General features: G+C 58.8%; 25 protein-coding genes. 13 read left to right on the top strand and 12 right to left on the bottom strand.

The genetic code is table 11. The annotated features are described in order from the left end of the window. Positions 1 to 28 precede the first annotated feature (28 nt). The 5 genes from hypB to hypE are packed head-to-tail and all read left to right on the top strand — an operon-like array spanning position 29 to position 5,497. A complete protein-coding gene (hypB, locus tag HCH_RS00355; protein ID WP_011394074.1) occupies positions 29 to 778 on the top strand; it encodes a hydrogenase nickel incorporation protein HypB in 750 nt (249 codons plus the stop codon). Continuing rightward, positions 745 to 3,102: a carbamoyltransferase HypF gene (gene hypF / locus HCH_RS00350; RefSeq protein WP_011394073.1), complete on the top strand. Its 2,358-nt coding sequence runs from the start codon at positions 745 to 747 to the stop codon at positions 3,100 to 3,102. Before hypB ends, hypF begins: the two co-directional genes overlap by 34 nt. Beyond that, positions 3,093 to 3,356 carry a HypC/HybG/HupF family hydrogenase formation chaperone gene (locus HCH_RS00345; protein ID WP_011394072.1) on the top strand — a complete coding sequence of 88 codons (264 nt, stop codon included), beginning with the start codon at positions 3,093 to 3,095 and terminating at the stop codon, positions 3,354 to 3,356. Before hypF ends, HCH_RS00345 begins: the two co-directional genes overlap by 10 nt. Continuing rightward, a complete protein-coding gene (hypD, locus tag HCH_RS34375; protein ID WP_011394071.1) occupies positions 3,356 to 4,468 on the top strand; it encodes a hydrogenase formation protein HypD in 1,113 nt (370 codons plus the stop codon). The genes HCH_RS00345 and hypD overlap by 1 nt, the downstream gene beginning before the upstream one ends. Next, a complete protein-coding gene (gene hypE / locus HCH_RS34370; protein WP_011394070.1) occupies positions 4,469 to 5,497 on the top strand; it encodes a hydrogenase expression/formation protein HypE in 1,029 nt (342 codons plus the stop codon). 11 nt (positions 5,498 to 5,508) lie between these two features. Here the strand turns inward: hypE and HCH_RS00330 are convergent, their stop codons facing one another. The 3 genes from HCH_RS00330 to HCH_RS00320 form a co-directional block, all read right to left on the bottom strand. Next, a complete protein-coding gene (locus tag HCH_RS00330) occupies positions 5,509 to 6,756 on the bottom strand; it encodes an ABC transporter substrate-binding protein (RefSeq protein ID WP_011394069.1) in 1,248 nt (415 codons plus the stop codon). Between the two features lie 255 nt (positions 6,757 to 7,011). Next, on the bottom strand, positions 7,012 to 7,980 hold the full coding sequence (locus HCH_RS00325; RefSeq protein WP_011394068.1) for a glutathione S-transferase family protein: 969 nt from the start codon (positions 7,978 to 7,980) through the stop codon (positions 7,012 to 7,014). A 125-nt stretch (positions 7,981 to 8,105) separates the two neighbouring features. Further along, positions 8,106 to 9,092 carry a GlxA family transcriptional regulator gene (locus HCH_RS00320; protein WP_011394067.1) on the bottom strand — a complete coding sequence of 329 codons (987 nt, stop codon included), beginning with the start codon at positions 9,090 to 9,092 and terminating at the stop codon, positions 8,106 to 8,108. Positions 9,093 to 9,218: 126 nt separating this feature from the next. On the opposite strand from HCH_RS00320, the gene HCH_RS00315 reads away from it, so the two are divergent. After that, on the top strand, positions 9,219 to 9,827 hold the full coding sequence (locus tag HCH_RS00315) for a LysE family translocator (protein WP_011394066.1): 609 nt from the start codon (positions 9,219 to 9,221) through the stop codon (positions 9,825 to 9,827). Between the two features lie 81 nt (positions 9,828 to 9,908). Here the strand turns inward: HCH_RS00315 and HCH_RS00310 are convergent, their stop codons facing one another. After that, positions 9,909 to 11,252: an SPFH domain-containing protein gene (locus tag HCH_RS00310; protein ID WP_011394065.1), complete on the bottom strand. Its 1,344-nt coding sequence runs from the start codon at positions 11,250 to 11,252 to the stop codon at positions 9,909 to 9,911. Between the two features lie 237 nt (positions 11,253 to 11,489). On the opposite strand from HCH_RS00310, the gene HCH_RS00305 reads away from it, so the two are divergent. The 3 genes from HCH_RS00305 to HCH_RS00295 all read left to right on the top strand — a co-directional run bounded on the left by HCH_RS00305 (position 11,490) and on the right by HCH_RS00295 (position 14,071). Beyond that, positions 11,490 to 12,872: an ATP-binding protein gene (locus HCH_RS00305; RefSeq protein WP_011394064.1), complete on the top strand. Its 1,383-nt coding sequence runs from the start codon at positions 11,490 to 11,492 to the stop codon at positions 12,870 to 12,872. Between the two features lie 40 nt (positions 12,873 to 12,912). Further along, on the top strand, positions 12,913 to 13,581 hold the full coding sequence (locus HCH_RS00300; RefSeq protein ID WP_011394063.1) for a response regulator: 669 nt from the start codon (positions 12,913 to 12,915) through the stop codon (positions 13,579 to 13,581). A gap of 103 nt (positions 13,582 to 13,684) precedes the next feature. Continuing rightward, positions 13,685 to 14,071, top strand: coding sequence for a Spy/CpxP family protein refolding chaperone (locus tag HCH_RS00295; RefSeq protein ID WP_011394062.1), 387 nt, complete (start codon positions 13,685 to 13,687; stop codon positions 14,069 to 14,071). Positions 14,072 to 14,138: 67 nt separating this feature from the next. Here HCH_RS00295 and HCH_RS00290 read toward each other — a convergent pair whose 3' ends face one another. Both HCH_RS00290 and HCH_RS00285 read right to left on the bottom strand, forming a co-directional pair. Beyond that, positions 14,139 to 15,614 carry a cryptochrome/deoxyribodipyrimidine photo-lyase family protein gene (locus tag HCH_RS00290; RefSeq protein WP_011394061.1) on the bottom strand — a complete coding sequence of 492 codons (1,476 nt, stop codon included), beginning with the start codon at positions 15,612 to 15,614 and terminating at the stop codon, positions 14,139 to 14,141. 181 nt (positions 15,615 to 15,795) lie between these two features. Continuing rightward, a complete protein-coding gene (locus HCH_RS00285) occupies positions 15,796 to 16,932 on the bottom strand; it encodes a succinylglutamate desuccinylase/aspartoacylase family protein (RefSeq protein WP_011394060.1) in 1,137 nt (378 codons plus the stop codon). A 97-nt stretch (positions 16,933 to 17,029) separates the two neighbouring features. Here HCH_RS00285 and HCH_RS00280 point away from each other — a divergent pair, with 97 nt between their 5' ends. From HCH_RS00280 to HCH_RS00270, 3 genes are all read left to right on the top strand, one after another. Next, positions 17,030 to 17,731 carry a hypothetical protein gene (locus HCH_RS00280; protein WP_011394059.1) on the top strand — a complete coding sequence of 234 codons (702 nt, stop codon included), beginning with the start codon at positions 17,030 to 17,032 and terminating at the stop codon, positions 17,729 to 17,731. A gap of 462 nt (positions 17,732 to 18,193) precedes the next feature. Further along, on the top strand, positions 18,194 to 19,963 hold the full coding sequence (locus HCH_RS00275; protein ID WP_011394058.1) for a hypothetical protein: 1,770 nt from the start codon (positions 18,194 to 18,196) through the stop codon (positions 19,961 to 19,963). A 41-nt stretch (positions 19,964 to 20,004) separates the two neighbouring features. Continuing rightward, positions 20,005 to 21,093 (top strand): SMP-30/gluconolactonase/LRE family protein, encoded by a 1,089-nt coding sequence (locus tag HCH_RS00270; protein ID WP_011394057.1) that lies wholly within the window; start codon positions 20,005 to 20,007, stop codon positions 21,091 to 21,093. A gap of 17 nt (positions 21,094 to 21,110) precedes the next feature. On the opposite strand, the gene HCH_RS00265 is transcribed toward HCH_RS00270, so the two are convergent. Further along, on the bottom strand, positions 21,111 to 21,350 hold the full coding sequence (locus HCH_RS00265; protein ID WP_011394056.1) for a hypothetical protein: 240 nt from the start codon (positions 21,348 to 21,350) through the stop codon (positions 21,111 to 21,113). Positions 21,351 to 21,652: 302 nt separating this feature from the next. On the opposite strand from HCH_RS00265, the gene HCH_RS00260 reads away from it, so the two are divergent. Then, positions 21,653 to 22,009: a hypothetical protein gene (locus HCH_RS00260; RefSeq protein WP_011394055.1), complete on the top strand. Its 357-nt coding sequence runs from the start codon at positions 21,653 to 21,655 to the stop codon at positions 22,007 to 22,009. Between the two features lie 29 nt (positions 22,010 to 22,038). On the opposite strand, the gene HCH_RS00255 is transcribed toward HCH_RS00260, so the two are convergent. The 5 genes from HCH_RS00255 to HCH_RS00235 form a co-directional block, all read right to left on the bottom strand. Further along, positions 22,039 to 23,304 carry an EstA family serine hydrolase gene (locus HCH_RS00255; protein WP_011394054.1) on the bottom strand — a complete coding sequence of 422 codons (1,266 nt, stop codon included), beginning with the start codon at positions 23,302 to 23,304 and terminating at the stop codon, positions 22,039 to 22,041. A 118-nt stretch (positions 23,305 to 23,422) separates the two neighbouring features. Then, positions 23,423 to 24,322, bottom strand: a complete 900-nt coding sequence (gene cyoE / locus HCH_RS00250) for a heme o synthase (protein ID WP_011394053.1) — start codon at positions 24,320 to 24,322, stop codon at positions 23,423 to 23,425. Beyond that, complete coding sequence (locus tag HCH_RS00245; protein WP_011394052.1) at positions 24,319 to 25,407, bottom strand: COX15/CtaA family protein; 1,089 nt, start codon at positions 25,405 to 25,407, stop codon at positions 24,319 to 24,321. The genes cyoE and HCH_RS00245 overlap by 4 nt, the downstream gene beginning before the upstream one ends. 94 nt (positions 25,408 to 25,501) lie before the next feature. Further along, the gene (locus tag HCH_RS00240) at positions 25,502 to 26,125 is read right to left on the bottom strand and encodes a hypothetical protein (protein ID WP_238384949.1); all 624 of its coding nucleotides are present in this window, start codon (positions 26,123 to 26,125) and stop codon (positions 25,502 to 25,504) included. Further along, entirely contained in the window at positions 26,103 to 26,840 is a 738-nt protein-coding gene (locus tag HCH_RS00235; protein WP_011394050.1) for an SURF1 family protein, read from the bottom strand. Before HCH_RS00235 ends, HCH_RS00240 begins: the two co-directional genes overlap by 23 nt. Positions 26,841 to 26,950 lie beyond the last annotated feature (110 nt).

The raw sequence follows: 26,950 nt of genomic DNA, 5'->3' as shown, positions 1-26,950 counted from the left end.
GGTAATAGCTAATCAGAGGGAGAAAAACATGTGTGGCGTTTGCGGATGCGGCGATGAACACGCCAGCCTCAACGGCAGTCCTTTGGCGCCGGCTCACGCCCACGCGTCCGGCCTGTCTCAGACGCGTATGGTGCTGATCGAGCAGGACGTCATGAACAAGAACAACCAGTTCGCCATGGCCAACCGAGATCTGCTCGGCGTCCATCAGGTGCTGACGCTCAATCTGGTATCCAGTCCCGGCGCCGGTAAGACGACCTTGCTGACCCGCACCATCGCCGAGCTCAGAGAATCGCTGCATATCGCAGTGATCGAAGGCGATCAGCAGACGGAATTCGACGCCGAACGCATTCGCGCCACCGGCGTCGAAGCAGTGCAAATCAATACCGGCAAAGGCTGCCATCTGGATGCGCATATGGTGGGCCACGCCCTGGAGCGCCTGCCGCTGCCGGAGCTGGATATTCTGTTTATCGAAAATGTCGGCAACCTGGTGTGTCCCGCCGGCTTCGATCTGGGGGAAGCCGCCAAGGTGGCGATTCTGTCCGTCACCGAGGGCGAAGACAAACCGCTAAAATACCCGGATATATTCCACGCCTCCCAGCTGATGCTGATCAACAAAATCGATCTGGCGCCTTATGTCGACTTCGATGTGGACAAGGCGCAGGAATACGCCCGTCGGGTCAATCCGAACATGGAAATCATCCATCTGTCCGCCAAAACCGGCGCTGGAATGGAGCAGTGGCGACAATGGCTACAGCAGCGCCTGCCCGGGAAATCCTGACCCTTAGCGGGGTGGTGCAAGGCGTCGGTTTTCGTCCTTTCGCGTACCGTCTGGCCACCTCGCTGGGACTCGTCGGTAAAGTCTGGAATCAAGGCGGAGATCTGCTGATCGATATCCAGGGTTCGCCCAGTCAGTTACAGGCTTATAAAACGCAGCTACTGGCGAATAAACCGACACAGGCGCAGGTGCGCGCCCTCGCCGCCGACACGGCGACAGTGATTCCTCATCGACATGACTTCGCCATCGTCGACTCCACCCCCGGAGCCGTTCAGGGCGCCATCCCCGTGGATTTGCGTTTGTGCGCCCAGTGCCTGAACGAACTGTTCGATCCTCATCATCGCCGTTATCGCTATCCTTTCATCACCTGCGCTGAATGCGGCCCCCGCTACAGTTTGATCCGAAGGTTGCCGTTCGATCGCGCCCGCACCAGTATGGATGCGTTTCCACAGTGTCCGGCATGTCTGCATGAATACAATGATCCAGAGCAGCGTCGCCACCATGCGCAAACCAACAGTTGCGCCGCCTGCGGCCCTGCCTTGCAGTGGTATGACAAACACGGAGATCTTCACCAGAACATCGACCCCATCGCCGCAGCCTGGCAAGGGCTGAGTCAGGGACAAATTATCGCCGTCAAAGGCGTCGGCGGCGTCCACCTGCTATGCGACGCCGGTAATGCGCGCGCGGTGGCGGACCTGCGTCAGCGCAAGCAGCGCCCCCATAAACCCTTCGCAATCATGACGTTGAACCGCGCTTCGCTTGCCGGGATGGCGGAAATTGACGATCACACGGAACAATTGCTGCAGGGCGCCGATGCGCCTATCGCGTTGACGCGCAAAGGCCCTGATTGCGACCGCCGTTTGTCCGGCGTAGCGCCGCAATGCGCGGATATCGGCGTCATGTATCCCTATGCGCCAATTCATTACCTGTTGTTTCACCAGGCCCTGCGATGCCCCGCGGATACGACCTGGCTGGAGCAGGCGCAGCCTCTGACCCTGGTGGTCACCAGCGCCAACCTCAGCGGCGAGCCGCTGATCACCGACAACGCGCAATGCCTGCGGGATTTACAGGGCGTCGCCGACGGCTTTCTGCTGCACAACCGAGATATCCTCGCGCGTAGCGATGACTCCGTCCTGCAGAACTCCCAGCCCGCCATCTATGTCAGACGCGGTCGCGGGCTGGCGCCCAACGTGATTGAGCTGGCCCAGGAAGGACCCTCAGTGCTGGCCTTCGGCGGATTTCTGAAGAATACCCTTTGCGTCAGCCAGGGGAATCGCGCATTCGTTTCGCCTTATATCGGCGACCTGGATCGCGCCGCCGCCTGCCGCGATCTCGATCTCACCGTGGAGCGCCTATTGGAGACCCTGGCCATACAGCCCGACCTGATCGCCTGCGATCTGCATCCCGATTTTTACAGCACCCAGGCCGCCCGCCGTTATAGCGAACGCCTGGACGTTCCGCTGCTGCAAGTGCAGCATCACCACGCCCACTGTCTGGCGACCATGGCGGAAGCGGGGCTGCGCGGCCCGGTCTTGGGGCTGGCGCTGGACGGCTTTGGACTGGGCGACGACGGCGGCATCTGGGGCGGAGAGCTGCTGTGGATGAACGGCGCCGATTATCGGCGTCTCGGGGGACTGCGTCCGCTGCCGCTTCCCGGCGGCGACAGCGCCGTGCGCGAACCCTGGCGTCTTGGCGTCGCCGCCTTGCTGTCACAGGGCCGAGAGGAGGACGCCGAGCGCCTGTTCGGCGCACATCCGGGTTACGCGATGCTACGCCAAATGCTGGCGAAGAACGTCAATTGTCCCCGCACCAGCAGCGCCGGGCGTTACTTTGACGCCGCCGCCGCAATTCTGGGCGTACGCCATCATACAGATCACGAAGCTCACGCCGCGATGGCGCTGGAGACCCTGTGCCGACAAACGCCGCCGACGTCAGACGCGTCATTCTTGTTTGAAATCACCTCTGAAGGCGCTCTGGATCTTTATCCTCTATTGGACGCGCTGACGACCTGCGAGCCGCACGCCGGCGCGCGCCTGTTTCACGACGTGCTGGTTCGCGGGCTGCTCGCCTGGGTCGACTGGGCTCGCGCCAAAACTGGCGTAGGCCGCATTGCGCTGGGCGGCGGTTGCTTTCTTAACCGGGTGCTGCGCGAGTCGCTGACGTGCGGATTACGCGCGCGGGGCATGCAAGTTCACGCGCCTCGCCAAATGCCGCCCAACGACAGCGGGATCAGCCTGGGCCAGGTCTGGTATGCTTATCTCCGCGCCCAACATCAACCCCCTGCGCCTAACGCAGTCATCGAGACGGACCAACCCACATGTGTCTAGCCATACCGGTGCAGGTGGAAAGCCTGCTGGACAACGACGAAGCCCTGGTGGATATCGGCGGCTTGAAAAAACGCATCTCCCTGGCGCTGGTGGACGACGTATGCGTTGGCGATTACGTCATCCTGCACGTGGGTTACGCGCTCAGTAAAATCGATGAGGACGAAGCCCTGCGCACGTTAGAGTTATTCGACCAGATGCAGGCGCTGCAAGAGGAGCTCGGCGCAAGTCTGGAGTCCGACGGGAGCGGCGACTGATGAAATACATCGACGAATTCCGCAATGGCGATTACGCCGCCGAAGTGGCGCGCCGCATCCACGCAGAAGCCGATCCGGAAAGGCGCTATCGCTTCATGGAGTTCTGCGGCGGCCATACCCACACCCTGTTCCGTTACGGCATCCCTGACCTGCTGCCCGCCAATGTGAAGATGATTCACGGACCCGGTTGCCCCGTCTGCGTCCTGCCCATGGCGCGCATCGACGCCGCCATTGAACTGGCGGTAAGGCATCAGGTCGTTCTATGCAGTTACGGGGACATGCTGCGCGTTCCCGGGGCCCATCGCACCAGTCTGCAGAAAGCAAAATCTCAAGGCGCCGACGTGCGCATGCTGTACTCCCCGGCGGATGCATTGCGCATCGCCCTGGAAAACCCGCAGCGCCAGGTGGTGTTTTTCGCTATCGGTTTTGAAACCACTACGCCGCCCACTGCAGCGGTGCTGCTGAAAGCGCAGGAACTGAAGCTGCGCAACTTTTCGGTGTTCTGCAATCATGTGCTCACCCCCCCTGCGATCACCGGCATCCTGGAGCCGGCGCAACAGGCCGGCGAACGCATCATCGAGGGACTGGTCGGACCCGGCCACGTCAGCGTCATTACCGGCGGCGGCGCCTACGACTCGCTGGCGCGACGTTATCGCACCCCCATCGTCATCGCCGGCTTTGAACCCCTCGACATTCTGCACTCGATCCTGTTGCTGGTGCGCCAGTGCAACGCAGGTCGCTACGACGTTGAGAACCAATACTCCCGCGCAGTGACGGCATCCGGCAACGCCAAAGCCCAATCCATGGCGGCGCGGACCATGACGCTGCGCGATAGCTTCGAATGGCGCGGGCTGGGATGGATGCCGCACAGCGCCTTGCGAATCAGGCCGGAATTCGCGGATTACGATGCGGAGAGGCGTTTTGAATTAAGTCCCAGCGAAGCGCGTGAGAACAAAGCCTGCGAATGTCCGGCGGTGCTGCGCGGCGCCAAAGCGCCGACCGACTGCAAACTGTTCGCCACCGTCTGCACCCCCGACAATCCCATCGGCGCCTGCATGGTGTCTTCCGAAGGCGCCTGCGCCGCCCACTACAGTTACGGACATACTCGCTAAATGAGCCTGGACCCCGACTTTCGCCACGGCTGCGTGGAGTTGATTCATGGCGGCGGCGGCCGCGCCATGCGGCGATTGATTGACGCCCTGTTCCTGCAGGCCTTTGATAATCCTCTGCTGCGCGCAGGCGACGACCAGGCCTGTTTTCAGGTCGCTCCGGGCCGCATGGTCATGACTACCGACAGTCATGTGATCTCCCCCTTGTTCTTTCCAGGCGGCGATATCGGCGCTCTCGCCGTGCACGGCACAGTCAACGACGTCTGTATGGCTGGCGCGGTCCCCCTGTATCTGTCCGCCGCTTTCATTCTGGAAGAAGGGTTTCCGCTGAGCGACTTGCGCCGCATTGTCTTGTCCATGGCGGAAGCGGCGCGGGAGGCGGGCGTCGCCATCGTCACCGGCGACACCAAGGTCGTGGAGCGGGGCAAAGGCGACGGCGTCTTCATCACCACCACCGGGGTTGGACGCCTGCCTGAGAACGTTAGCTGTAGCGTGGCGCGGGTGGCGATCGGCGACCGTATTCTGGTAAGCGGCTGCCTTGGCGATCATGGCGTTGCGATCCTGTCACAGCGGGAAAACCTGGAGTTTGAAGCCGATCTGCGCTCCGACAGCCAAAGCCTGCACGACCTGGTGGCGACAATGATCGCCGTAGACCCCGGTTTGCATTGCATGCGCGATCCCACCCGCGGCGGTCTCGCTGCGACGCTCAATGAAATCGCACAACAGGCGCAAGTGGGCATGCGTCTGCGCGAAAACGCTATCCCTGTTCGCCAGGAAGTGCGCGCCGCCTGTGAGTTCCTGGGGCTGGACCCCTTATACATCGCCAACGAGGGCAAATTAATCGCCTTCTGTGCGCCGGAGCAGGCTGACGCCCTGTTACAGGCAATGCGGTCGCACCCGAAAGGGCGCGACGCCGCCATCATCGGCGAGGTGATTGAGGACCCGCGTTGCTTCGTTCGACTGCGTACAGGGTTCGGCGGGGAGCGTGTGGTGGACTGGCGCAGCGGCGACCCGCTGCCGCGCATTTGCTAAGGCTTGGCCCGTCAATAATGTTTTTCCCGGGCCCGCTCCAGGGCGGTCAGGGTGCGATCAACATCCCGCACCACCATAAATTCGGTAAAGATTCTCACCGCGTCATCCGCCATGGCTTTGGGAGAGTCGCGGTCGAAAAATTGTGAGATGCCCGCCGCGGATTGCAATAATTGCGCGCCGGCGCGAATGAAATAATCGTCGCCATGGACAGCGCGCAGATTGGTGGAGATTTTGCCGACCTTATCATTCAAGGCCGCCTGTACGTCCGCCCTGCCCATAAAAGCCAGGAATCTTCTCGCCAATTCTTTGTTGGCGGAATTAACCGGCAGCAGGAAAACATCCGTCGGCGCTTCTTCGTAGCGCGGCAAATCGGGATTGATGACAGGGAAAGGCGCAAAGCGAAAATCCTCCGCCAGATCCCCCGGCAGGGTGCTGCTGAAAAAATTACCCATCAGCAGCATGCCGGCGCGCCCGCGATAGAGCAGCGGCAACGATTGTTTCCAATCCCACTCGCGGTGCAGTTTGTGGTCGATAAAACAGTCTCTGTCCAACAGGGTTTTCCAGTGCTCGAATACACTGCGCACGCGAGGGTCCGTGTAGGAAGCGATTCCGCTGGTCAGCTCCCGATGAAAGGCCAACCCGTTGATGCGCAGGTTGAGATAGTCGAACCAGGCGGCGGAGGTCCAGTGATAATGGGTGCCGATAGTGAAGGGAGCGACGTCGGCTTTGCGCATGTCGTCGCACATTTTCAGCAAGCCGTCCCAGTCCTGGGGCGGTTGCAGTCCCAGGCGAAGAAACACGGACTGCCGGTAGTACAGACCCCACTGATAGTAGGAGTAGGGAACCGCATAAACGCGGCCGCGCCAGGAGACAATATCCTTGATCGCCTCGGTGTAATCCGCATCGAAGTTTTGCGCTTCCCACAAATCATCAATAGGCTCGACAAAGCCTCTGCGCACGTATTGCAGCAATCGCTCCCCCGCCTGCCAATACAGCACGTCGGCGGGCTCGTTCTTGCTCAGCCAGCGCTCAATGCCGCTTTTATATGCATCCTCGTCGTAGGCCAGCCAACGTACGCTGACGCCAGGATTTTCTTTCTCAAACTGGCGGGACAATTCATTGAACGCCGCCCGCTGATCGCCGCTGAACACCATCAGCGCCACTTTGAGTTCCTGCGCCTGCGCGGCGGCGATCTGCATCGAAACTCCAAACGCCAGCCACAGGAACGCGAATAACCATCTTCTATCCTTACCTAACATAGCGCCATTTCGCCCTCCAGGCGACGCAGAGGATGATTGCGCCGCTCCGTATGATTTCAGGTAACCGCTAATATTAATATGGCAATGATATTGACATGTTAATATCTGGCGCATGGATGCGCCTGCGCGGCGGAGAGCCGCGGGAGACAGGACCTGACATGGGCAGGCCCTGTCGTTGCAGACAAATAGAAGGAAGCTATTAGTCTGCCTGATTAATAGCCTAGACCCTGTTGTCGCATCCGGCCACCCGCAGACTTATTCCATGATCCGCACCGAACCACGATGATGAGGCCCGTTCAAAACGCACTCCGGCCCCAGAGGAACGATGCGCGTGGGATTGATGGCGGCGTGGCTATAGTAGTAATGACGCTTGATATGATGCAGATCGACGGTGTCCGCCACCTGCTCATGCTGGTACAACTGACGCATGTATTGGCTCAGATTCGGAAAGTCGGCGATCCGACGCAGGTTGCATTTGAAGTGCCCATAGTAAACGGTGTCGAAACGGATCAGCGTAGTGAATAGACGCCAGTCCGCCTCCGTCAGATAGTCGCCCGCCAGAAAAGGCTGCCGCGCCAGAATGTCCTCCACTCTGTCGAGGGCGGCGAAGAGTCCGTTGAACGCTTCTTCGTAGGCTTCCTGCGTGGTGGCGAAGCCGCAGCGATACACGCCGTTGTTGATCTGGGCGTACACCCATTCGTTGACGGCGTCGATGCGTTCCCGCAGCGGTTCGGGGTAAAAGTCGGCGTGATTGTCGGTCAGACCGTTAAACGCCTCATTGAACATGCGAATAATCTCCGCCGACTCATTATTGACGATGGTCTGAGTCTGCTTGTCCCACAACACCGGCACGGTGACGCGACCGCTGTATTGCGCATGGGCTTTCAGGTAGAGCTGGTACAGGTAGTCAGCGTCGTACAGATGATCCGGCAGCCCCTTGGCGGCGTCAAACTCCCATCCGTTATTCATCATATCCGGAGATACGGCGGAAACGCTGATATGAGGCTCCAGTCCTTTCAACTTACGAAAGATCAGAGTGCGGTGCGCCCAGGGGCAGGCCAGACTGACATACAGATGGTAACGACCCGACTCAGCCGGAAATCCATCTTCCCCTTGAGCGCTGACGCGGCGACGAAAACGAGACGCTTCCCGCTCAAACCTGCCTCCGCTTTTAGCGGTGTCGTACCATTGATCGCGCCAGACTCCGTCAACCAGCAAACCCATAACCCATCTCCTCCCGGTGAACCGGCCAAAACCTCACCTTAGAAGCTATATCCTTGAATAAAAAGCTTAAAAATTGCGTTAAAAGGTTCGAATAAAGGGAAAGGACCTAAGCATGAACAGCGGTCTCAACCGCCGCTTTTGCGGAAAGCGTCCGGGCTGACGCCGAAACGCTGGCGGAATAGTTTGCAGAGATGACTGACGTCCTGCGCGCCGATTTCATCAGCCAGCGCAGCCAGACTGTGGTGGGAGTTCAGCAAGCGCCAGCGCACATGCTGCAAACGCATTTCCCGCCAATAGGCTCGCGCCGTGCAGTCAAACTCCGTGATAAAGAGACGATCCAATTGACGGCGGCTGACGCCGATGGCGGCCGCAATGTCTTCAACGGTGAAGGCGTCTCCCAGCCAATGCCGCATCAGGCTCGCAGCACGCCCGACGTTACGACCGAGCCCGCTCTCCTGCGCCAGGGATTTCAGCGGATGGGTTTCACTGCGGGCCTCGTCCACCAGCATATCCGCCAGGCCTTTCAGCGCCCGGGTTCTCCCGCAATGTCGCGCCAGTAACTCCACCGCCAGGTCCACCGCAGCGACGCCTCCCCCACAACTGATGCGCTTACCGTCAAAGCAATACAGCTGCCCGGTGCGAACTTCAATATGGGGAAAAGCAACCTGAAACTCCTGCACATGACGCCAATGCATCGCCACTTTGGCCCCCTGCAATAATCCTGCGGCGGCCAGCAGGAAACAGGCGTTGTCGATACTGACCAGAGACAGCCCCTGCGCCGCCGCCTTACGCAACAGTGGTCCGTATTCACTGGCCAGCGCCATGCTGCGGCGGGCGGTGCGTCCCCCGAACACCACCAGGTAATCAAAATCAGTGAGCCGCGTCTGCGCCGCGATTTCCTGCACTTCAATGGCGACGCCGCTGCTGGAGACAATACTGCCCGGCTCCAGGCCCAGCACGCGCCAGGCGCAATAGCGTTGCGCGCTGTAATCCTCGTCGTCGGCGCTGAAGCGCAGCTTATCCAGAAATCCACCGAAAGGCAGCATGGTGAACTCCGGCAGCGGCAACAATAGAAAGCGTACGTCCGGTGCGGATGGGGCAGGTTGAGTCATATTCAGACGTAGTGTTTCCTTAATTCCTAATGACTAGAATCTACCCCAATATGTCTAATTATTACCATTTAAATCCACTCTTACGCCTTAAACTGCTCACATCCCCCATTCACCAAGGCGTTAGCAATGACTCTGCAAACTTGGCTTCTGTTTCTGGCCGCCACCGCCGGCCTGTCGTTCTCTCCCGGCCCTAACGGACTGCTCGCGCTCACCCATGGCGCGGTTTATGGGCGCGCCCGGGCCGTGTTCACAATTCTTGGCGGCGTGTTGGGGTTTCTATTGCTGATGATGCTGTCCATGTTCGGCGTTGGCGCGTTACTGCAGTCTTCCGTCACGGCTTTGACAGCGTTGCAGTGGTTGGGGGGAGCGTATCTGGTGTGGCTGGGAATCCAGCAATGGCGCGCGCCGGGACTTCGCCTCAACCCGAATGGCGGGTCGTCGCACAACAATGTCATGTTGTTTCGCCAAGGCGCCCTGGCGGCGCTGTCCAACCCGAAAGTGCTGATTTTCTTCGCCGCCTTTTTACCCCAGTTCGTCGATCCGCAGCGGCCGCTGTCAGGTCAGTTTGCGACGATGGCGCTGACCTTCGCAGTCATCGAATTCAGTGTGGAGGCGATGCTGGCGCTGTCCGCGCATCACATCGGCCCGAAACTGCAAACCCATGGCGAACGCTTCAATCGATTTTGCGGCGGCCTTTTTATCCTCATCGGTCTCGCCCTGCCGCTCTCGCGCTAGGATTTGTTGAGGTTTAACCATAAAAAAAGGGGCGCTCCGCTTGGCGGGCGCCCCTTTCACGACGGCTGTCAGCTGCACCGATCAGTCGGCGCCCTTGCCGATCTCCCGTTCGTACGCCAGACGTTTGGCGGCGTCCAGCGTCAGCATTTGCATAAAGGCGGTGACTTCCGTATCGGAACCCTGCGGCGCGCCACCGGCGGCGCCTCCGCCAAAGACGTTGGTCGGAACGGAACGGCGTGCGAAGGCGTCCGCCCACAGTTTGTGAATTTCGATTTCCGCATCCAGCTTCTGCGCCAGCGCGTTATCCGCTTTCAGGATCACTTCTTTCTGGTAGGCTTCCGCTTCCGCCAGAGTGCGCTTGGTTTCCGCTTCAATGCGGGCCTTTTCCAGATTGATCTCAGCGGTTTCCTTTTCGATGCGCGCCTGTTCTTTGAGTTTGGTCGCAGACGTCACAGCCAACTGTTTGTCCGTTTCCGCTTCGGTGGTTTTCTGAATCTGGTCCACCTTGGCCTTGGCCTGACGCTCCGCCACTTCGCGCTCGCCGCGGGCGATCGCCAACAGACGCTGTTCTTCTTCCTGAATCCGCTGCTCACGGGCGATGGCGCGGTCGGCGCTGGCTTTCTGCTTCAACTGCATGCGCTCAATGAAACGATTGTTGGGCGTCATGTCAGTAATGCGCGCATCCACCACACTGATGCCGAACTGGGTGAACTTCTGATCCTTACGCCGGGGAGTTCCGTTGGCGTCCGTGACTTTGCGCACAACGAATACCGCTTTGGCTTCGTCACCGTATTCTTCCTGAGAGGCGCCCAGCGACACATTGGCGGAGCCGGAAATTTTACGCTGCGAGCTCACCAGCATTTCCTCACGCTTGACGATGTAGATGCCGTTGGACATCTGGTTTTCAAATTCCGTGTTGAACTCGGTGCGGCCGCCGCTGTAGTAGTCCTCCGCGCTCATCAGCGATGCGGTGGCCTGCAGGGTTTCCTTGAACGCCGGAATCAGCGCCGTGCGCAGCAGGTTGGCGGGAGTACGGTATTCATGGGCCAGACGGGTGAAGCCTTCCTGATCGGTGGGAATGCTGAAGCGGACGGTGGCTTCCGCCGCGGCGTCCACCTGGTCCAGAAACATGATTTTCAGCGGCGGCAACGCAGCGCTGGTTTCCGAGTTCTCCACTTCGACGTAGGAAACGGTGCTGTCGCCGCCTTTCACCGCCTGCACGGTCAACGCGCGTTTCCAGGCGTTCCAGCGACCCCACAGATAAAACTGGTAACCGACGTCAGACACCACGTGTTCATCGCCCAAAATCGTTCTGACGTGATACACATAGCCGGGCTCGGCGTAAAAGATACTGTTCCAGGTGACGACAACAGTCAGGACAAGGCCTGTCAGGATGGATATCAATCCAATTGATAAATTGCGCATGGGGATTCCACAAGGTAGGTAAAAAAACCGGCGTATCTTAGAGAAAAATTAATTTTTGGTAAATAACGCCAGACATTGGGTTTATGACCTTCTTCACACTCCCGTCACCAGCGGACGAATGTGAAAAAACTTAGGAAATAACGCCCTCATAGCGTCCCTGCGCTTAACGGCGTCGGGAAAAGCCGCTAGATTAATCGGTGAAGCGACCTATCCCGACCAGGCCAACCGGACACCAACGTGCGCATTCAAACCAAGCTTATTCTGGCGCTGCTGATCGCCACCACGGCGATGTTCGCCGCCATGTATTCTCTCATGCAGTGGAGCTTCGACCGGGGTTTCCTGGATTACGTCAATCGCCGCGATCTGCAACGGCAGGAGACGCTGATCAATAATCTCCAACGCTTCTATCGACAAACCGGCAGCTGGGAGCCCCTGCGTCGCGATCACAATTTGTGGCGGCGCCTGCTGGAAGCCGATGAAGACGACCAGCAACCCTGGCGTCCGCCTCGGCGCGGCGGCGATAATCGCCCTGACCGCCCGCATCCGCCACGTCCGCCTACCTTGCTGGACGCAGACAAGCAGGTGGTGACCGGCCGCTATCGCAGTGACTTCATCATGGCGCCGATAAAGCTCGGCGATCAGACCATCGGCTGGCTGGCGCTGCCGCCGCGGGTGCGGGTGACGGAGCAAAACGACCTGGCGTTCAGCAAGAGCCAGGACAAGGCCTTTCTGGTCATCAGCGCACTGATGGTGGCCATTTCGCTGTTGATCGCATTGCCTTTGGCGCGCCAGTTCGTAACGCCCATCAAACGCCTCGCAACCGCCACCCGGCAACTGGCGCAGGGTGCTTATGACATGGAGCTGAAAATTTCGGGCAAAGACGAACTGGGACAACTGGCGCGGGATTTCCATCAACTGGCGCAAACGCTCAAATCCAATGAAACCGCCCGGAGACGCTGGATTGCGGATATTTCCCATGAATTGCGTACGCCCCTGGCCATCGCCAAAGGCGAGCTGGAGGCGCTGGTGGACGGCGTTCGCCCGACCAATCGGGACAACCTGCTCTCCATCCAGCAGGAAATTGAACACCTGCAGAAACTGATTAACGACCTGTATGAGCTGACCAACGCCGAAGTGGGCGCCCTGCGCTACCAGAAAGACGAGGAAGATCTGCGCCTGATTCTGCAACACGCCCTGGACAGACACCAATCCAGTTTCGCCGCCGCCGGCTTTCAGTTGATCAGCGACCTGGCGCCCAGCCCCGCCATAGTGTGGGCGGACGCCACACGCTTAAGCCAGTTGCTGGATAATCTGCTCAGCAACACGTGCAAATACGCCGACCCCGGCGCTCAGGTGCGCGTTGCCCTCAGTACTGACCATAATCAGGTCCGACTGCGCATCGAAGACTCCGGTCCGGGCGCGCCGGATGACGCCCTGCCCAAGCTGTTCGACCATCTTTATCGCGTCGAAAACTCACGTAACCGCAACACCGGCGGCTCAGGGCTTGGACTGGCGATTTGCCGTAAAATCGTCGAGGCTCATGACGGCGAAATCAGCGCGTCCCGTTCTCCTCTTGGCGGACTGGCCATAGACGTGACGCTGCCAGCCGGTAAAGAGTGAAGCCGGCCCCCTTATCTGAACGACAGCGGAGACAACGCACATGCCTCAAGCCAGCATACTCATCGTGGAAGATGAACCCAAGCTCGCCAGTCTGCTCAAAGACTATCTGCAGCAGGAAGGCTACCAATGCGACATCATTGGCGACGGTCAGCAGGCGTTGGAGCGTATCCGCGCCGAGGCCCCGGACCTGATTCTGCTGGATCTGATGCTGCCGGGTCTGGACGGCCTGTCCGTGTGCCGGGAAGCGCGTCGCTTCACTGACGCGCCCATTATTATGGTGACCGCCCGGGTGGAGGAAATCGACCGGCTGCTCGGCCTGGAGCTGGGCGCGGACGACTATGTCTGCAAGCCTTTCAGCCCTCGTGAAGTGGTGGCGCGGGTCAAGGCCATCCTGCGCCGTGTGCGCGGCGCGCCCGTAGAAGAACGCGCGCTGATGCTGGACCCCTCGCGCTATCGCGCAGTCCTGCGGGGCAAACCGTTGGAGCTGACCGCCATTGAGTTTCAGTTGCTGAAAATACTGGCGGACGAACCCGGCCGCATCTTTTCCCGCAGCCAGCTTATGGACGGTATTTATCAAGATCATCGCATCGTCAGCGACCGCACCGTGGACAGCCACATCAAGAAGCTGCGCAAGAAAATGACCGAGCTGTTTCCCGACCAGGATTACATCCATTCCGTTTACGGTCTGGGCTATAAATACGAAGGATGACGGCGTTGTAATCTCTATTCCTTAATGCCTCCTCATTTCCTGCACATTTCGGGCATAGATTGATAATCACATAAAGCCAAACAGGAAATTGAGGAAAACGGTTATGAAAAAATTCGCTGCATTCACCCTGACATGTTTAATCGCCGCCAGCGGATTCGCACTGGCCAAGGGCGGCCCCCACCAAGGCCCGAACATTGACCGTCTGGCGGAAAAACTGTCGCTGACGGAAGAACAGAAAGCACAGTTCCAGACCATCATGGAAGAGAGCCGCGAGCAACGTCACAGCCTGAAGGAGCAATACAAGCCCCAGCGTGAAGAGATGCACACTGCGATGGAAAATCTGCGCACGCAAACTGACGCCAAACTGGCCACGGTGCTGAACGCAGAGCAAATGGAAAAGCTGAAAGAAATGCACGAGGCGCGCGGTCAGCACAAAGAACGTCGCCGTCACCCTGAAAACTGCGACAAAGAAGGCGACGAAGAAGCATAACGCTACGTCCGTTGCAGGCTCCCCTTTTTCGCCGGCCGCCCCAGGGCGCGCCGGCTTTTTTGCGTGCTCAGTCCAGCTTGATGGAGCGCAGGTGAGCAGCGCGTACGCGAGCGGTCTCCATCGGATCGAGCCGCTCTTCCAGATGGGCTTTCAGGCGTTGGCCGGCGATAAGCGAAGCGTCTTCGTTATTAATGATAGGCATAGGATAATCCTGTCCCAATACGCATCCGGACATGATCTGCTCCGCATGCGGCATTTTCCACGGCGCGTGCAAATAAGCGTCGCTCACCTCCCGCAACGCGGAACATTCCGCCCGGATAAATTTGCCGGCGGGATCGAGCCGGTGCGACTCAGTGACCGGATTGTAAATCTTCTGCTCGAACATCCCTGTGGTGCCCGCGAACTGTTGCGTCAGCGGAAAATGCACCGCCGGGTCATAATCCGTGGACAGACGCGCCATATGCAGCGCCGGCTCACGCCAGTGCAACCACAACTGATTGGCGGCGAAGGACATCAGAAGCCCGCGTAACTGGTAGTTGATCCAACCGTAGTTGATCAGCGCCTTCATGGCGGCGTCGATAAGGGGAAAGCCTGTTTCACCGTTCTTCCAGGCTTCGAATTTGGCCTCATCGAACTGATGCTCACGCAATCCGTTGAAGCTTTTGTGCAGATTGATGGACTCCATGCCCGGCTCGTCCTCCATCTGCTGCATGTAATGGCTGCGCAAATAGAGCCGGGACAGAAACTCGGTCATAGACTTCACCCAATCCGCGGAGCGGTGGGTATGGTAGATCTGCAAGGCGCGCCGCGACTGCTGCACCGCCTCTCGCAAGCTGATGACGCCATGGGACAGATAAGGGCTCAGACGTGAGCCGCCTTCAAAGGAGGTGGCGGGATAATGGGTGTCGCGAAAATAGTTTATACCCCGCGTCTGCAGGAAACTCTTCAGCTCCTGGGCGGCGGCGGCGCGTCCGCCCGCCTGTCGCAGCACGCAAGGCGTGGGGTCTGCGCCGATGGTCTCAGGCCAGGCTTCCGGCTTGAGCGGCGACGTGCCCAGCATCGGCAGAGACTTGGGACTGGGGTAGCGGGTCTGCGCCATGAAGTCTTTCCAGGCGGCCTGCCAGCGCTCAGCGGCCGTAGCGCGACGCAGCACGCCGCAGACTGGCCACTCCCGCCACAGCACGCCATTACGGCGACACCATTCGCGAACGATCTGATTGCGCCGATTGCACCACTGCACCCCGGTTTCCTGGTGGGAATACAGCTCAAAAACGCCAAACCGGTCTTTCAGGTACTCAAGCACGTTGATCATGCTGTCATGCATGAACCACAGGGGCTGGCCCAGCTTGCTCAGCGTCTGGTCCAACTCCTGCAGCGTTTCCCGCACAAATCCCCAACGCCGTTCGCCGGCGTCAGGCTGCGCCCAATACTCCGGCTCCGCCACATACAGCGGCGCCACCGGACCTTGTCGGGCGGCGTGATAAAGCGGCCCATGATCGGTGACCCTGAGGTCACGTTTAAACCAGACAACCCTTACCGTCACTGACTCCACACCTGATCAGAATCACATCGTCAAAACGCTTAAACTCCCCGTTATTGTGTCCCGATCCGCCATACACTTCATGAGCGGAGTCGGAGTGTTCCTTCGCCTTACGCAGCCTTTTACCGCGTTTAAGCGTTCACAGCCAAATAAATAGTTGTAATTTAAGTGTCGGCAATGCCGCTTAAAGTTGCAACAAATTGCCAATTTTGCGATGAGGCAGCGGTTTTTCACCGCACACCTTGGCGATCTGATCTCCGGGTCGCACCAGCCGGCGGTGGGTGCGCGCCATCAGATATCCCGCCGTGCGCGCCCGCACAGGCGTGCGCTGATTGGGCTGGTCGCCGTCCAGGCAGACGATCTCAGCGAAAACATCCCCTTGCTCCAACCAGGCGTCCAACGGCTTTTGAAACACCAGCAATCCCGCCGCCTCCGCCTTCATGGAATCCACTGACTCCAATGCGCTGACATGGACGTCCTCCAGTTGCGGCGGCTGCGCATCCCCCTGAATCAGACCTTCGCCGACCAGATAGTTGAACAGATTGGCGGCGTCGACGGCGGCTAACTCATCCGACACGTCATATTGACCGCGATACTCCACCGTCACCGCCAGCTTCGGCATTTCCATGGGGTTATCGGGAAAGTCCTTTTGCAGCCAATGCCAGGGTTGCAAATGCGAGCCGTCAAACGCAACGACTCCGTCCAGATCCTCCGTCAACAGATAACGGGCGCCGATATGACGGCACAGATCCTGCGCCTTGTCCGCCTGACGTTTGACGGAATAGACATGGGCGCTGGAGTGGTCGTCGCAATGCAGGTCGAAGACATAATCCGCATCGATGGACAAGGCGAGCAAGGTTTTCTTCAATGCTGTGGTTTCATCTTCCGCCAGCTCCGCCGCCACCGCGGCGCGTAAAGCGTTGCGCACCAGCTCATTGTTGGTTTCCAGGTCAGAGCCAAGTCGACCTTCCACGCTGTCGCGGGTATCCAGGTAAAGATCCGCAAAGTTGCGGTTGAAATTGCCGGTGCCGGTCAGGTCGAATCGACCCGCCACATAGCCGAATACATTCTGGGAAAGACCAATGGGGTTGGCGTAGGGGACCACAATGATCTCCCCTGGGATCGCGTTCCGACGCTCTGCATCCTGCAATAACGCCAGCAGATGTTGCAGCACCAGCAGACCGGGCCACTCATCCGCATGCAGACCCGCTTGGAAATACACTTTCGGGCGCGCATCCGCCTGTCCCAGTCGATGGACAAGCAACTCCCGACGGGTGCCGGGGGACGGGCTCATCAATTGAATACGCTCGGTTCGCATCATTCACCTCTGAATAAAATCCATGCCTTAATAGCGCAGTCGTCAATTGCGCACTATAGCATTAAAGTGTCAGCTAAACGCGATGCCAAAGTAGGCCGTCATGCAACCGCAGCGAATCGCCTGGAGCAACTTTTTACTGCCTGTGCTGGTGGCTCATGCCGCCTGGCTCTGGAGTAGTCTGGTCGGCGCTATCGACGGCTGTTTGCCGTACTGGGACGGTTGCGTGTCCATCAGCAAGGCGGCGCGCTCCAGCGACGCCCTGTATCTGTTTCGCGCCGGCATGATTATCCACGCTGTGTTGTTGCTCGTCTTCTGGTTCCAGGCGGGCGCTTTTCTCAAGCTTAATCAGGCTTCGACAGGCGCTGTACGCGCCATGCAGTGCCTGGGGGCGATCGGCGCGCTGTTTCTGGTGTTATACGCCGATTTCCTCGGCGTGGACGGACGCGTCTACCGGTTACTGCGGCAGTATGGCGTCACCATTTATTTCTCTTTCACCGTGCTGGCGCAAATGCTGCTTTTGCGCAGCCTCCTGACGCTTTTTCGCTCGCCCGCATTGCATGCCGCCACCGGCGTTCAGAAATGGCTGCGGGCGAAAACCTGGCTGTGCTGGTGGATGCTGGCCCTGGGGCTGGCCAGCGTCGCCAACAGCCTGTTGCTGGAAAACCCCGCCAAGGACAGATGGGAGAACGTCATTGAGTGGTTCTTCGCCTTAAGTATGACCACGTACTTCGCTTTCACCGCCATGATCTGGCGACGTCTGGGCTATCGTCAGCGTCCCCATCTGGATGCCTCTTCCCGCTAAAACCTGTCCAGACGGCCAAAATGCACCGCAATGGAGCAGCCTGGATTAGATTTAGGGCATGAAATCTTCCCTTAGCTTTCCGTATTTTTTACTGAAATGAAAATAAAACACTTAATTATCAATACGTTAAATAAAAAGTCGAAATTGGCACAATCTGTGCGATAAACAGGGTGAAGAGATTTCGCTAAGTTGTTACAGGCTTAACGTTTCTTCATCAATAGTCAGGGTACTTCTTTTGTACAACGACTGTTACCTCTACGCTCGTGCCTTAAGCCTCGCGATGGGACCAGGATGGACTTTTTAATAGGGACACCCCGGAAGCGAGGCATTTTTTTGTCTGCGCGGCGGATACCGCCACTCTCCTCTTATCCTTTGTAAACATTTGTTAAACCTATCAACGAATTTCCTCTTGCTCCCCGCTAGATTGACTCGCTCACAAAAACAAAAAGGACAGGGACCACCATGCGAATCCACTGTGGCGCACTGCTTATCGTCAGCCTGCTGACGCCGCTTCTGAGCGCCTGCGGCGGCGAGAAATCCGATGTATCCACACTGCGCGACCCTCGCGAGCCGGAGCAACCGCCGCCGCCCAACGCCAACTTTCATGGCGTAGTGCTGGACGGTTACCTGCGTCAGGCCAAGGTCTGGCTGGATTTGAATGGGGATTACCTCGCTGGCGATGACGAGCCTGCCGTAATGAGCGGCGTTGGCGGGGAGTATGAGTTTACGGCGGAACAACTGGCTGGCGTGGACGATCCCAGGCTATACCCGCTCATGGCCTACGCGCTTCCCTGCGTGACGCAAGACGAAGATTTAATTAACGCCGTCGCCCCTCCGGCGACGGATTGCGCCTCCAGCGAGCCGGGATTGGTGGATAAAGCCTACTTTCTGATGGCGCCGCCGGGGAGTCCGGTCATTTCCCCTCTGACCACACTGGTGCGCATGCAGTACGATCTGATGCGGGAGGAAAACCCGGAAGCCACTGTCGAGCAGGCTCATCAACGCGCCCGTGAGCGAGTGGGCTTCAATAACAATTACCTGTTCGATTACGTCAAAAGCGGGCAGTATCGCCACCATGTCTACGCCAAGGCTTTCGCTATGGCGCTGCAGAACATGATGACGGAAGAAGCGCAGAGTATCGACGCCGCCAACCGCCTCAACCACCTGGACGCCACCAAGGTGAAGGTGATGAGCGCCAGTCTGCTGCACAACGCGCCCAAAATCGCTTATGCGGCGGCGGGCGTCATGAAAGATATCCGTTCAACGGAAGACTTCACGGCCTATGACTTCAGTCCCTGGAAGACTGCACTACAGTATGAAAACGCCCTCAGCGATCCCTTAACGGTCAAAGAAATAAACTGGTATGTGCATGCAGACACGGAGAGCGCGGCGCTGGAGGGACGCAATGACAACGATGTTAAACTGTTCGCCCTCGCCGGCGTACAGGACCCGCAACGCAAGCACGTCGGCCGCGCCGGGCTGACCTACGATTCCAAAGGCGCAGTGGCGGCGGTGCGTCTGGACGGCGGCGTCGATATGAGCCGTCGCGCCTTGTCTCTGGACGCCTATGTCTCTTCCCTGAGCCTGGACCCGTTGTATACGGAGATTTCACCCGCGGATGGCGAGTGGGACGTCGTCAACGTCCTGACGCTGGATCGCGGCCGTTGGGTGGAAACCTTCAGCAAAGTCAGTGACGCCGCGCTGAGCCAACGCACCAGCGAAACCGTTACAGGCCAGATGAAGCCGCAGAAAGACGCGGGCGCAGGTCTCGTCCGCATTAACTCCTACTCCACCGACAGCGCCTCCCATAATCAGGTGCTGGTCAAACGCTCATTCGTCTTTGACGGCGACGGACGTTTGTCCCACGACACCTACGATAACGACCTGGAAAAGCTGACCACGCAATACGCGTACGCCAGTGACGGCAGCCTGAACGGCGCACGCACCTTTACAGACAGGCCGGAGAGCTCCTGCGTTACGGAGCCGGGGTGTGAAGTGGCGGCGTCCAACTTCACCTATGACGCCGAGGGCCGCAGGTTGACCCGCCGCTATACCGACATTCACACCCCCTATTTCAAGTGGTGCGAGCATTATGTATACCGGGAGGATGGACTGCTGGATTATGTCTATCTGGAACGCTATGCCGCAGACGCCGAGCCCCAGGGTGAAGACGGGGACATCATTGTGCTGGTGACTTACGAGTATGACGCATTACATCGCCTGATGGAGTAACCTATCCGCTTCAATAAACGGACAGGAACCCACGCGGAGTAATGAAAGCCTCTCTCAGACTACTGACGGTGGTGGGGGTCATCTTACTGACCTACTTTTTGTTTTCGCCCGCCGTCATTAATCCGGAAGCCTACGACGCGCCATCGGCGCCGGATCTGGAAGGGTCCTACGCTCCCAATCAACGTCTGCTGGAAGCGGAGCTGATCGGTCAGGGGCGGTTGGACGGCCCTGAAGACGTGGCTCAGGACGCCGACGGAGCCATTTACGCCGGACTCGCCAACGGCGACATAGTCCGCATCAACAAGGATGGAGAGCTCAAAGTCCTCGCCAATACGGGCGGCCGCCCTCTGGGGCTTGAGTTCAATCCGGCCGGCGACCTGATCGTGGCCGACGCCGCAAAAGGGTTATTGCAACTGGATAAAGAGGGCAAACTCACCGTCCTGACCAGCAAGGCGGATAACCTGCCCTTTGGCGTCGCCGACGATGTGGATGTCGGCGAAGATGGCGTTATTTATTTCAGCGACGCCAGTTGGCGCTGGGGCGTACATGAGCATCGCTTAGACCTGATAGAAAGCCGTCCTCATGGAAGGCTGCTCCGTTATGACCCCGGCGCCGGGGTCACTACCGTATTGCTGGAAGACCTGTACTTCGCCAACGGCGTCGCCCTGTCCCAGAACGAAGACTTTGTGGCGGTGTGCGAAACCGGCCGCTACCGAGTGCGCCGGTACTGGCTGCAAGGTCCCAAACAGGGAACCAGCGATATATTGATAGAGAACCTGCCCGGATTTCCTGACGGCGTTTCCAGCAATGGAGCGGGAGAATTCTGGATCGCGCTGATCGCGCCGCGCAACGGCGTACTGGACTTCATGCATTCGTTTCCCTGGCTGAAAAGCCGCATGTCCAAACTGCCGGAAGCATTACAGCCGCAGGCTGAGCGTTATGGCTTCGTGCTGGGCGTCAATGAGCAAGGGGAGATTTTGCATAATCTACAGGACCCGGAGGGCGAACGCCTGCACACCATCACATCAGTGGAGCAGGTCGGCGACGTCCTGCTTTTCGGCACGCTGACCGGTGACTGGATCGGCCGTTTGTCTCTAACCCGCGAAGAGAGCGAAAGTCCGGAGCTTTGATCCGGACCCCGGCCAGTTTAAGCTAAGCCGTCCGCCAGTTTGGCGATACCGATCGCTTTGTCGGTGATCCAATGGGACGACTGACTGAGGTGGGTGTCAATCATGCGGATCAGCTCGCGGTTGCGCACCAGCAGATCACTGTAGAAATTCACCATCGTTTTGTTCGGGTTCGGGGTGCGTAATAACTCTTCGAGTTCTTTTTCCGCCAACGCTAACTCTTCCTGCAAGCGACAACGCTGAGCCTCAAGGGTGTTCATGGCTTACGACTTCCTGTTGTTGTTTGGCCTCCCGAAGCGCCCGCAGCCGGGATAGGTAAAAACCAGTATATCCACATTTCTTCCACAATTGGAGAAATAGTTCAAAAATTAACCTTAATACACATTTTAAACCGCTACGCACACAATGCGGTTACATAACGCCAACCCTCGCTAAAACTAACGTTTTAGGCCTTCCCGAGGCCAGGACTGGGCGAGAGTGTCCAGTTTTCAGGCGCCTGCGCCAGTTTTTGCTATGCTGAATGTAAGAACGTTCCAAGCTTATCCGTAAATTTGAGGCGCACATGACACCCGCAAAAATATCCGATGCCTGCACCGAGTTCCTCAACTTGATTGAAGTGCTGGACGACGCTTATTGGGAGGCGTCCACTATCACTAACAAAGATACGATTTATGACGTGTTGAGCGTGTTCCAGCAGGAAGCGTCCGAACTGAATAAACTCAGTATTCAGGACCACCATTACCCCTATGAGATGATCACCGAGGGCATTCGACAGGTCAGCCCCAAACTGCATCGCTTGCAGGCGTCCGTCTCTCAGGTGGTGGAGCGCACCCAGACCCAGGTCAGACTGCGTCAGCTATTGAAAAATGTCATGCTGATAATCGAACAACAGGCCAACCGCTGGTCCAGCCACGAGTAATTCCACGCCCCGAATTCGCGTCGCTCCGATTACAATGCGAGCGGCGCGCATTGCAGATTGATTTGCCGGATCAACGCCGCCAATCGCGGCAGATGGTGCGCCAGCAGAGCCAGCCCCGACGTGAGCAACGCCACGGAAATTTCCCGATCTGGGTCCGCCCAGCAGAACTTATTGATCAGCCCGATATGGCCGAAGGCGCGCTCCGTATGCGGTCCCCATAATCCCACCGGGTTTCCCCCCAGCATAAAGCCGGCGCTGTAGCGCATGGGGATCATCATGGTGCGATCGAAGGTGCAGCCGCCGAATTCCTGAGTCGCCCGTTTTACGGTGACGGGCTGCAGAATTCGCCGCCCGCGCCACTCGCCGCCATCTAGCAACATTTGAAAAAAACGCGAGGTTTCTTCCGCTGTTGCGTATAAATTGGCGGCGGGAATGATGGCGTCCATCCAGCGTCGCTCATTGGAAATAGCCGCAGCGGCGGACATATCCGCGCCCAGGGCGCGCTTGAGCGCCCAGGACACAGGAAAAGGCGCGTCGGGCCCCGTGGCGTAGTTCCGCGCGACAGCATTTTTCCCCACCTCATCCAGACCAAAGGTAAAGTAGGTCATCTCCAGCGGCGCGCGCAGCGTCTGCTCCAGGTACTCCGTAATGCCCGCACCGGTCACTTTCTCCAGCACTCTTTGCAGCACAAACCCGCCGGTAATGGCGTGATACGCCAGTTTGCCGCCGTCCACCGCGATAGGTTTGGCAGCGCACAACAGCTTCCACACTTGTTCGTGATCGTACAACGTGTCGAGAGATTCGTGGGTGGGCAGTCCGGGAATGCCGCCCCGATGAGAGAGAATCTGGTGAAGGGTGATATTACGTTTACCGCGCTGACCGAACTCCGGCAAATAGAAACTGACCGGGTCCAGCAGGTTGATCAGTCCGTCTTCCGCCAGCTTATGCATCAATACCGCCGTCACCGCTTTGGAAGCGGAAAACAGGCATACCGGCGTAGCGGTGGTCATAGGTTGGCGGAACTCATCCGGCGCATCGCCAGGACCGCCCCCGCTGGCGTAACCAATAGCGCGATTGAGAATGACGCGGCCCTTGCGGCGCACGCACAAACTGATCGCCGGCTGGGTGCCTGTGGCGTACAGACGCTCCACCGCCCGCCAGATCTGTTGTACGCCTTCCGGCGCCACATCCACCCGTTCCGGACAGACTTCCAGACCTTCATCGATGACGCTAACCTGCGCCGGATCGGCGGCGACTTCAGCCAGACGCAAAGGATTTCGCAGTAGACTCAACATAACAGCACTTCCACGTTGGCGGAAAAAAACGTCCTACGTAGCTGTTAAATTCTAGACGCTTTTACGCAGATGCCCAGAGCGAGACGGCGACTTTCTCCAAGCGTCTGCGATTGGCCTGCTATGACAGGGTCACCGGAATATAGTGATCCGCCAGCAGCGCCACAAATAACAGCATCAGATAGGTAATGGAGTAGCGGAAAGTCTTGATGGCCGCGTGTTTGCGCGAGTCCCGCCACATCGCCCAGGCCCAGTCCAGGAAACGCACCCCCAACGCCAGTGCGGCGACGAAGTAGATCCAGCCGCACATGCCGGTGATGAAGGGCAGCATGCTGGCGGCGAATAACATCAGGGTGTACAGCAGAATGTGCAGCTTGGTGTAGCGGTCGCCATGGGTCACCGGCAGCATGGGCACGCCGGCCTTGGCGTACTCGTCTTTGCGATGCACCGCCAGCGCCCAGAAATGCGGAGGCGTCCAGGCGAAAATGATCAACACCAGCAACAGCGCATGAGGGTCTACGGTTCCGGTAACCGAGGTCCAGCCCAACAGGGGCGGCGCGGCGCCCGCCAGACCGCCCAGCACGATATTTTGCGGCGTGGCCCGTTTCAGAAAGAGGGTGTAAACCACTGCGTAACCGATCAGCGACGCCAGGGTCAGCCAGGCGGTCAGCGGATTCACGCCCCAGGCCAGAATCGCCATGCCCACCACCGCGAGAGAGAAGGCGAACGTCAGCGCGTGAACGTTATCCACACGCCCCTGCACAATCGGACGTTTTTGCGTACGCGCCATCACCGCATCGATTTTCTGATCGACGATATGGTTGATCGCCGCCGCGGAAGAAGCCAGCAAAGCGATGCCGAGGTTACCCAGAATCAGCGCATTCCAGGGCATCCCCTGGTCGCTGGCGAGCAGCATGCCCACCACCGCGGTCAGCATCATCAGCGCCACCACCCTTGGTTTGCACAGTTCGTAGTAATCGCGCCAGCCGGCGGCGGCCGTAGTGGAAGCGGTATTTTTCATGAGCGCACCTCTTTGGCAGTCCATAAACGGTATGTCACCCATACCAGAGAAATCAGCAGCAACGCCGCAACGCCGTTGTGGGCCACCGCCACCGGCAGCGGCACAAGCGCCACCACATTAGTCACGCCTAACACGATCTGCAGGAGCAGCAACGCCCCGGTCAGAGCCAGGCTGCGTCTGAGAGGCGAACCCTGAGAGCGCCGCCAGGCGGCGATCAGAAAGCCGCCCAACGCCAGCAGCACAACCACGGCGCCCAGGCGATGGGTCATATGAATCGCGACTCTGGCTTCGTTATGCATCAGTCCGCCGAGATAATTGGGACCGATAGTCTGAGTGAGATTAAAGCCGTGCTGAAAATCCATTTCCGGCCACAGTTTTTCCTGACAGGTTGGGAAGTCGGGACAGGCCACGGCGGCGTAGTTCGACGTCACCCAGGCGCCCAGAAAAATCTGCGTGACCAATAACGCCACGGCGAGCAGCGCCAGCGGTCTGAGTCGACGCCAACGGCGCAGCGTCTCCGCAGAGACCGTCAGCGGCCGATCAAGTAGCCGCATGCCCGTCAGCGCCAACAGGGTCAGCGTGCAGAAGCCGCCCAGCAAGTGCGCGCTGACTATTTGCGGCCAGAGTTTGAGGGTGACGGTCCACATGCCGAACAGTCCCTGGAGAATCACCAGAGCGCACAAAAACAGAGTCAGTTTACGAGGCGGGCGACGCGCGCCTGGAACGGAATCGGGGGAAATGTCGCGCCAGGACAGCGCAGCTATAGCGAAAATCAGCAGGCCCAGGGCGCTGGCGAAGTAGCGATGCACCATTTCCGGCCAGCCTTTGTGGACCTCGACCGGCGCGTGCGGGAAGCGGGCTTCCGCAATTTCAATTTCATGGGCCTCGTTCGGCACCGTAAGGAAGCCGTAGCAGCCAGGCCAATCCGGGCAACCCAGGCCGGCGTCCACCAGACGGGTGTATGCGCCGAGCAGAATCACACAGAAGGCCCAGACCGAGGTCAGGATGACCAGGCGGCGCAGCCACTGCAGACGCGGGTTTACGACAGCCGACGTCACTACCGCCGGCGGGGCGACATAGTCCATTTTCCAAACGCCTCTTGTTATTGTTGTTACTGCATTCGGAAGTCGTTGATTTTACTGCCGGCTCAACGGCTCCCAGAGGAAGTCTTTCCTCACTCTAACCAATCTTGGATACTTTGAGAAGCCGCTTCAGATCCTCCAGGATCGCCTTGCCGTCGTGCTTCTCTGAATAATGCATCATGATATTGCCCAGCGGGTCCATCAACAGCATATCGTACGGTTGCAATTGAATATTGTGCTCGTTCAACTTCGCGCGCAGCCCCTCCATATCGCCGCTGGAGAAGGGCGCGGGCAGCAGGCGCGGATAATCATTCAGCGCTTGCTGCAACGATGCGTCGCCAGCGTCCGCCAACAGCGCGCGGCCGACCCGGTCAGCTTCTCTTCCCAGCGCGATATTGACCTGACGAGACAGATATAACGCCTGCGCGCAACGTTCGCTACAGACGTCTCCAGCGATGGTCAACATCAGCCACTGGCGTTTGCCGTCAGCCTGTGTGATTTCCTCCAGCCGCTCATCAGGCAGATTCACACCGATCTCAACGGCGTCCAAAGGCGGAATAATCAGGTCGCCATGATTGGTGGAGCCCGAAGGAATGCCGATGCGGCCGAAATACATGACCATCGCCGCGATAAGCGGCGTCGCGGCCACCAGAATGATGCCCCAGAGTTTGAGACGCCCGCGGGACGAAGGCGCGTTTTCAGCCATGGCCAGTTGTTCCAATGTCAGTTTCTCCTGCTTCTTCCAAGTTCTTATCTTCGCTATCGCCACGTCGCCATTTCCAGAACGTCAGCGCCACCAGCGCCAACGCCATGGCGAACCACTGCACGGCGTAGCCGTAATGTTTCTCCGGTCCCATCACCACCGGCTCCCATACCGGCGTCAGCGCGCCGGGCTGGTCAGGATCAAGCCGCAGCACCCAGCTCGCCAGCTGACCGGACATACGCTCACGCACTTCCTCCAGCTTAAGGGTCTGCACCCGGTACGGCGCGGCTGTCGACGCTTCATTCGGGCCCATGGAATAGCTGTCCGAGAGCGTATCCGCACGCCCCTGCAAGATCAGTCTTCCCGGTACCGCCGGAATCTGCGGCAGCACGCTGCGATCCAGATCGCCCTGAATCCAGCCCCGCTCCACCATGACGCAAGCGTCGTCGCCATCCAGACAGAAAGGCGTGAATACCCGATATCCGAAGCGGCCCTCCCGTATCTGGTTGTCCAGCAGCCAATCGCCTTGCGGCGAGTACGCGCCGGACAATGTGACCCGCGCATAGCGGGGCGGCGCCTGCAGGCTGTCATAGCGCTGCGGCGCCTTGCTCTGCATCGCCTGGTAGGCCTGCAGCCATTGCTCTTTTTCCTGCGCGCGCATCAATTGCCAGCATCCCAGTCCAAGCAGAACGGGTAACAGCAACAGGCTGAACAACAGGATTTTCCAGTTCACTCATTCCCATCCCGACATACCGCGCGAAAGCCGGCGGACATTTCCCCCGACAGCGTTTGGACGCCCTCACGGAGTCCGTAGTTTGTCTGCAATGTCTTTGCTATAGTGGT

This window comes from Hahella chejuensis KCTC 2396, from assembly GCF_000012985.1.
Lineage (GTDB): Bacteria > Pseudomonadota > Gammaproteobacteria > Pseudomonadales > Oleiphilaceae > Hahella > Hahella chejuensis.
Note: the sequence above shows the minus strand (reverse complement) of the source record. Positions and strands in the feature narration are given on the sequence as shown.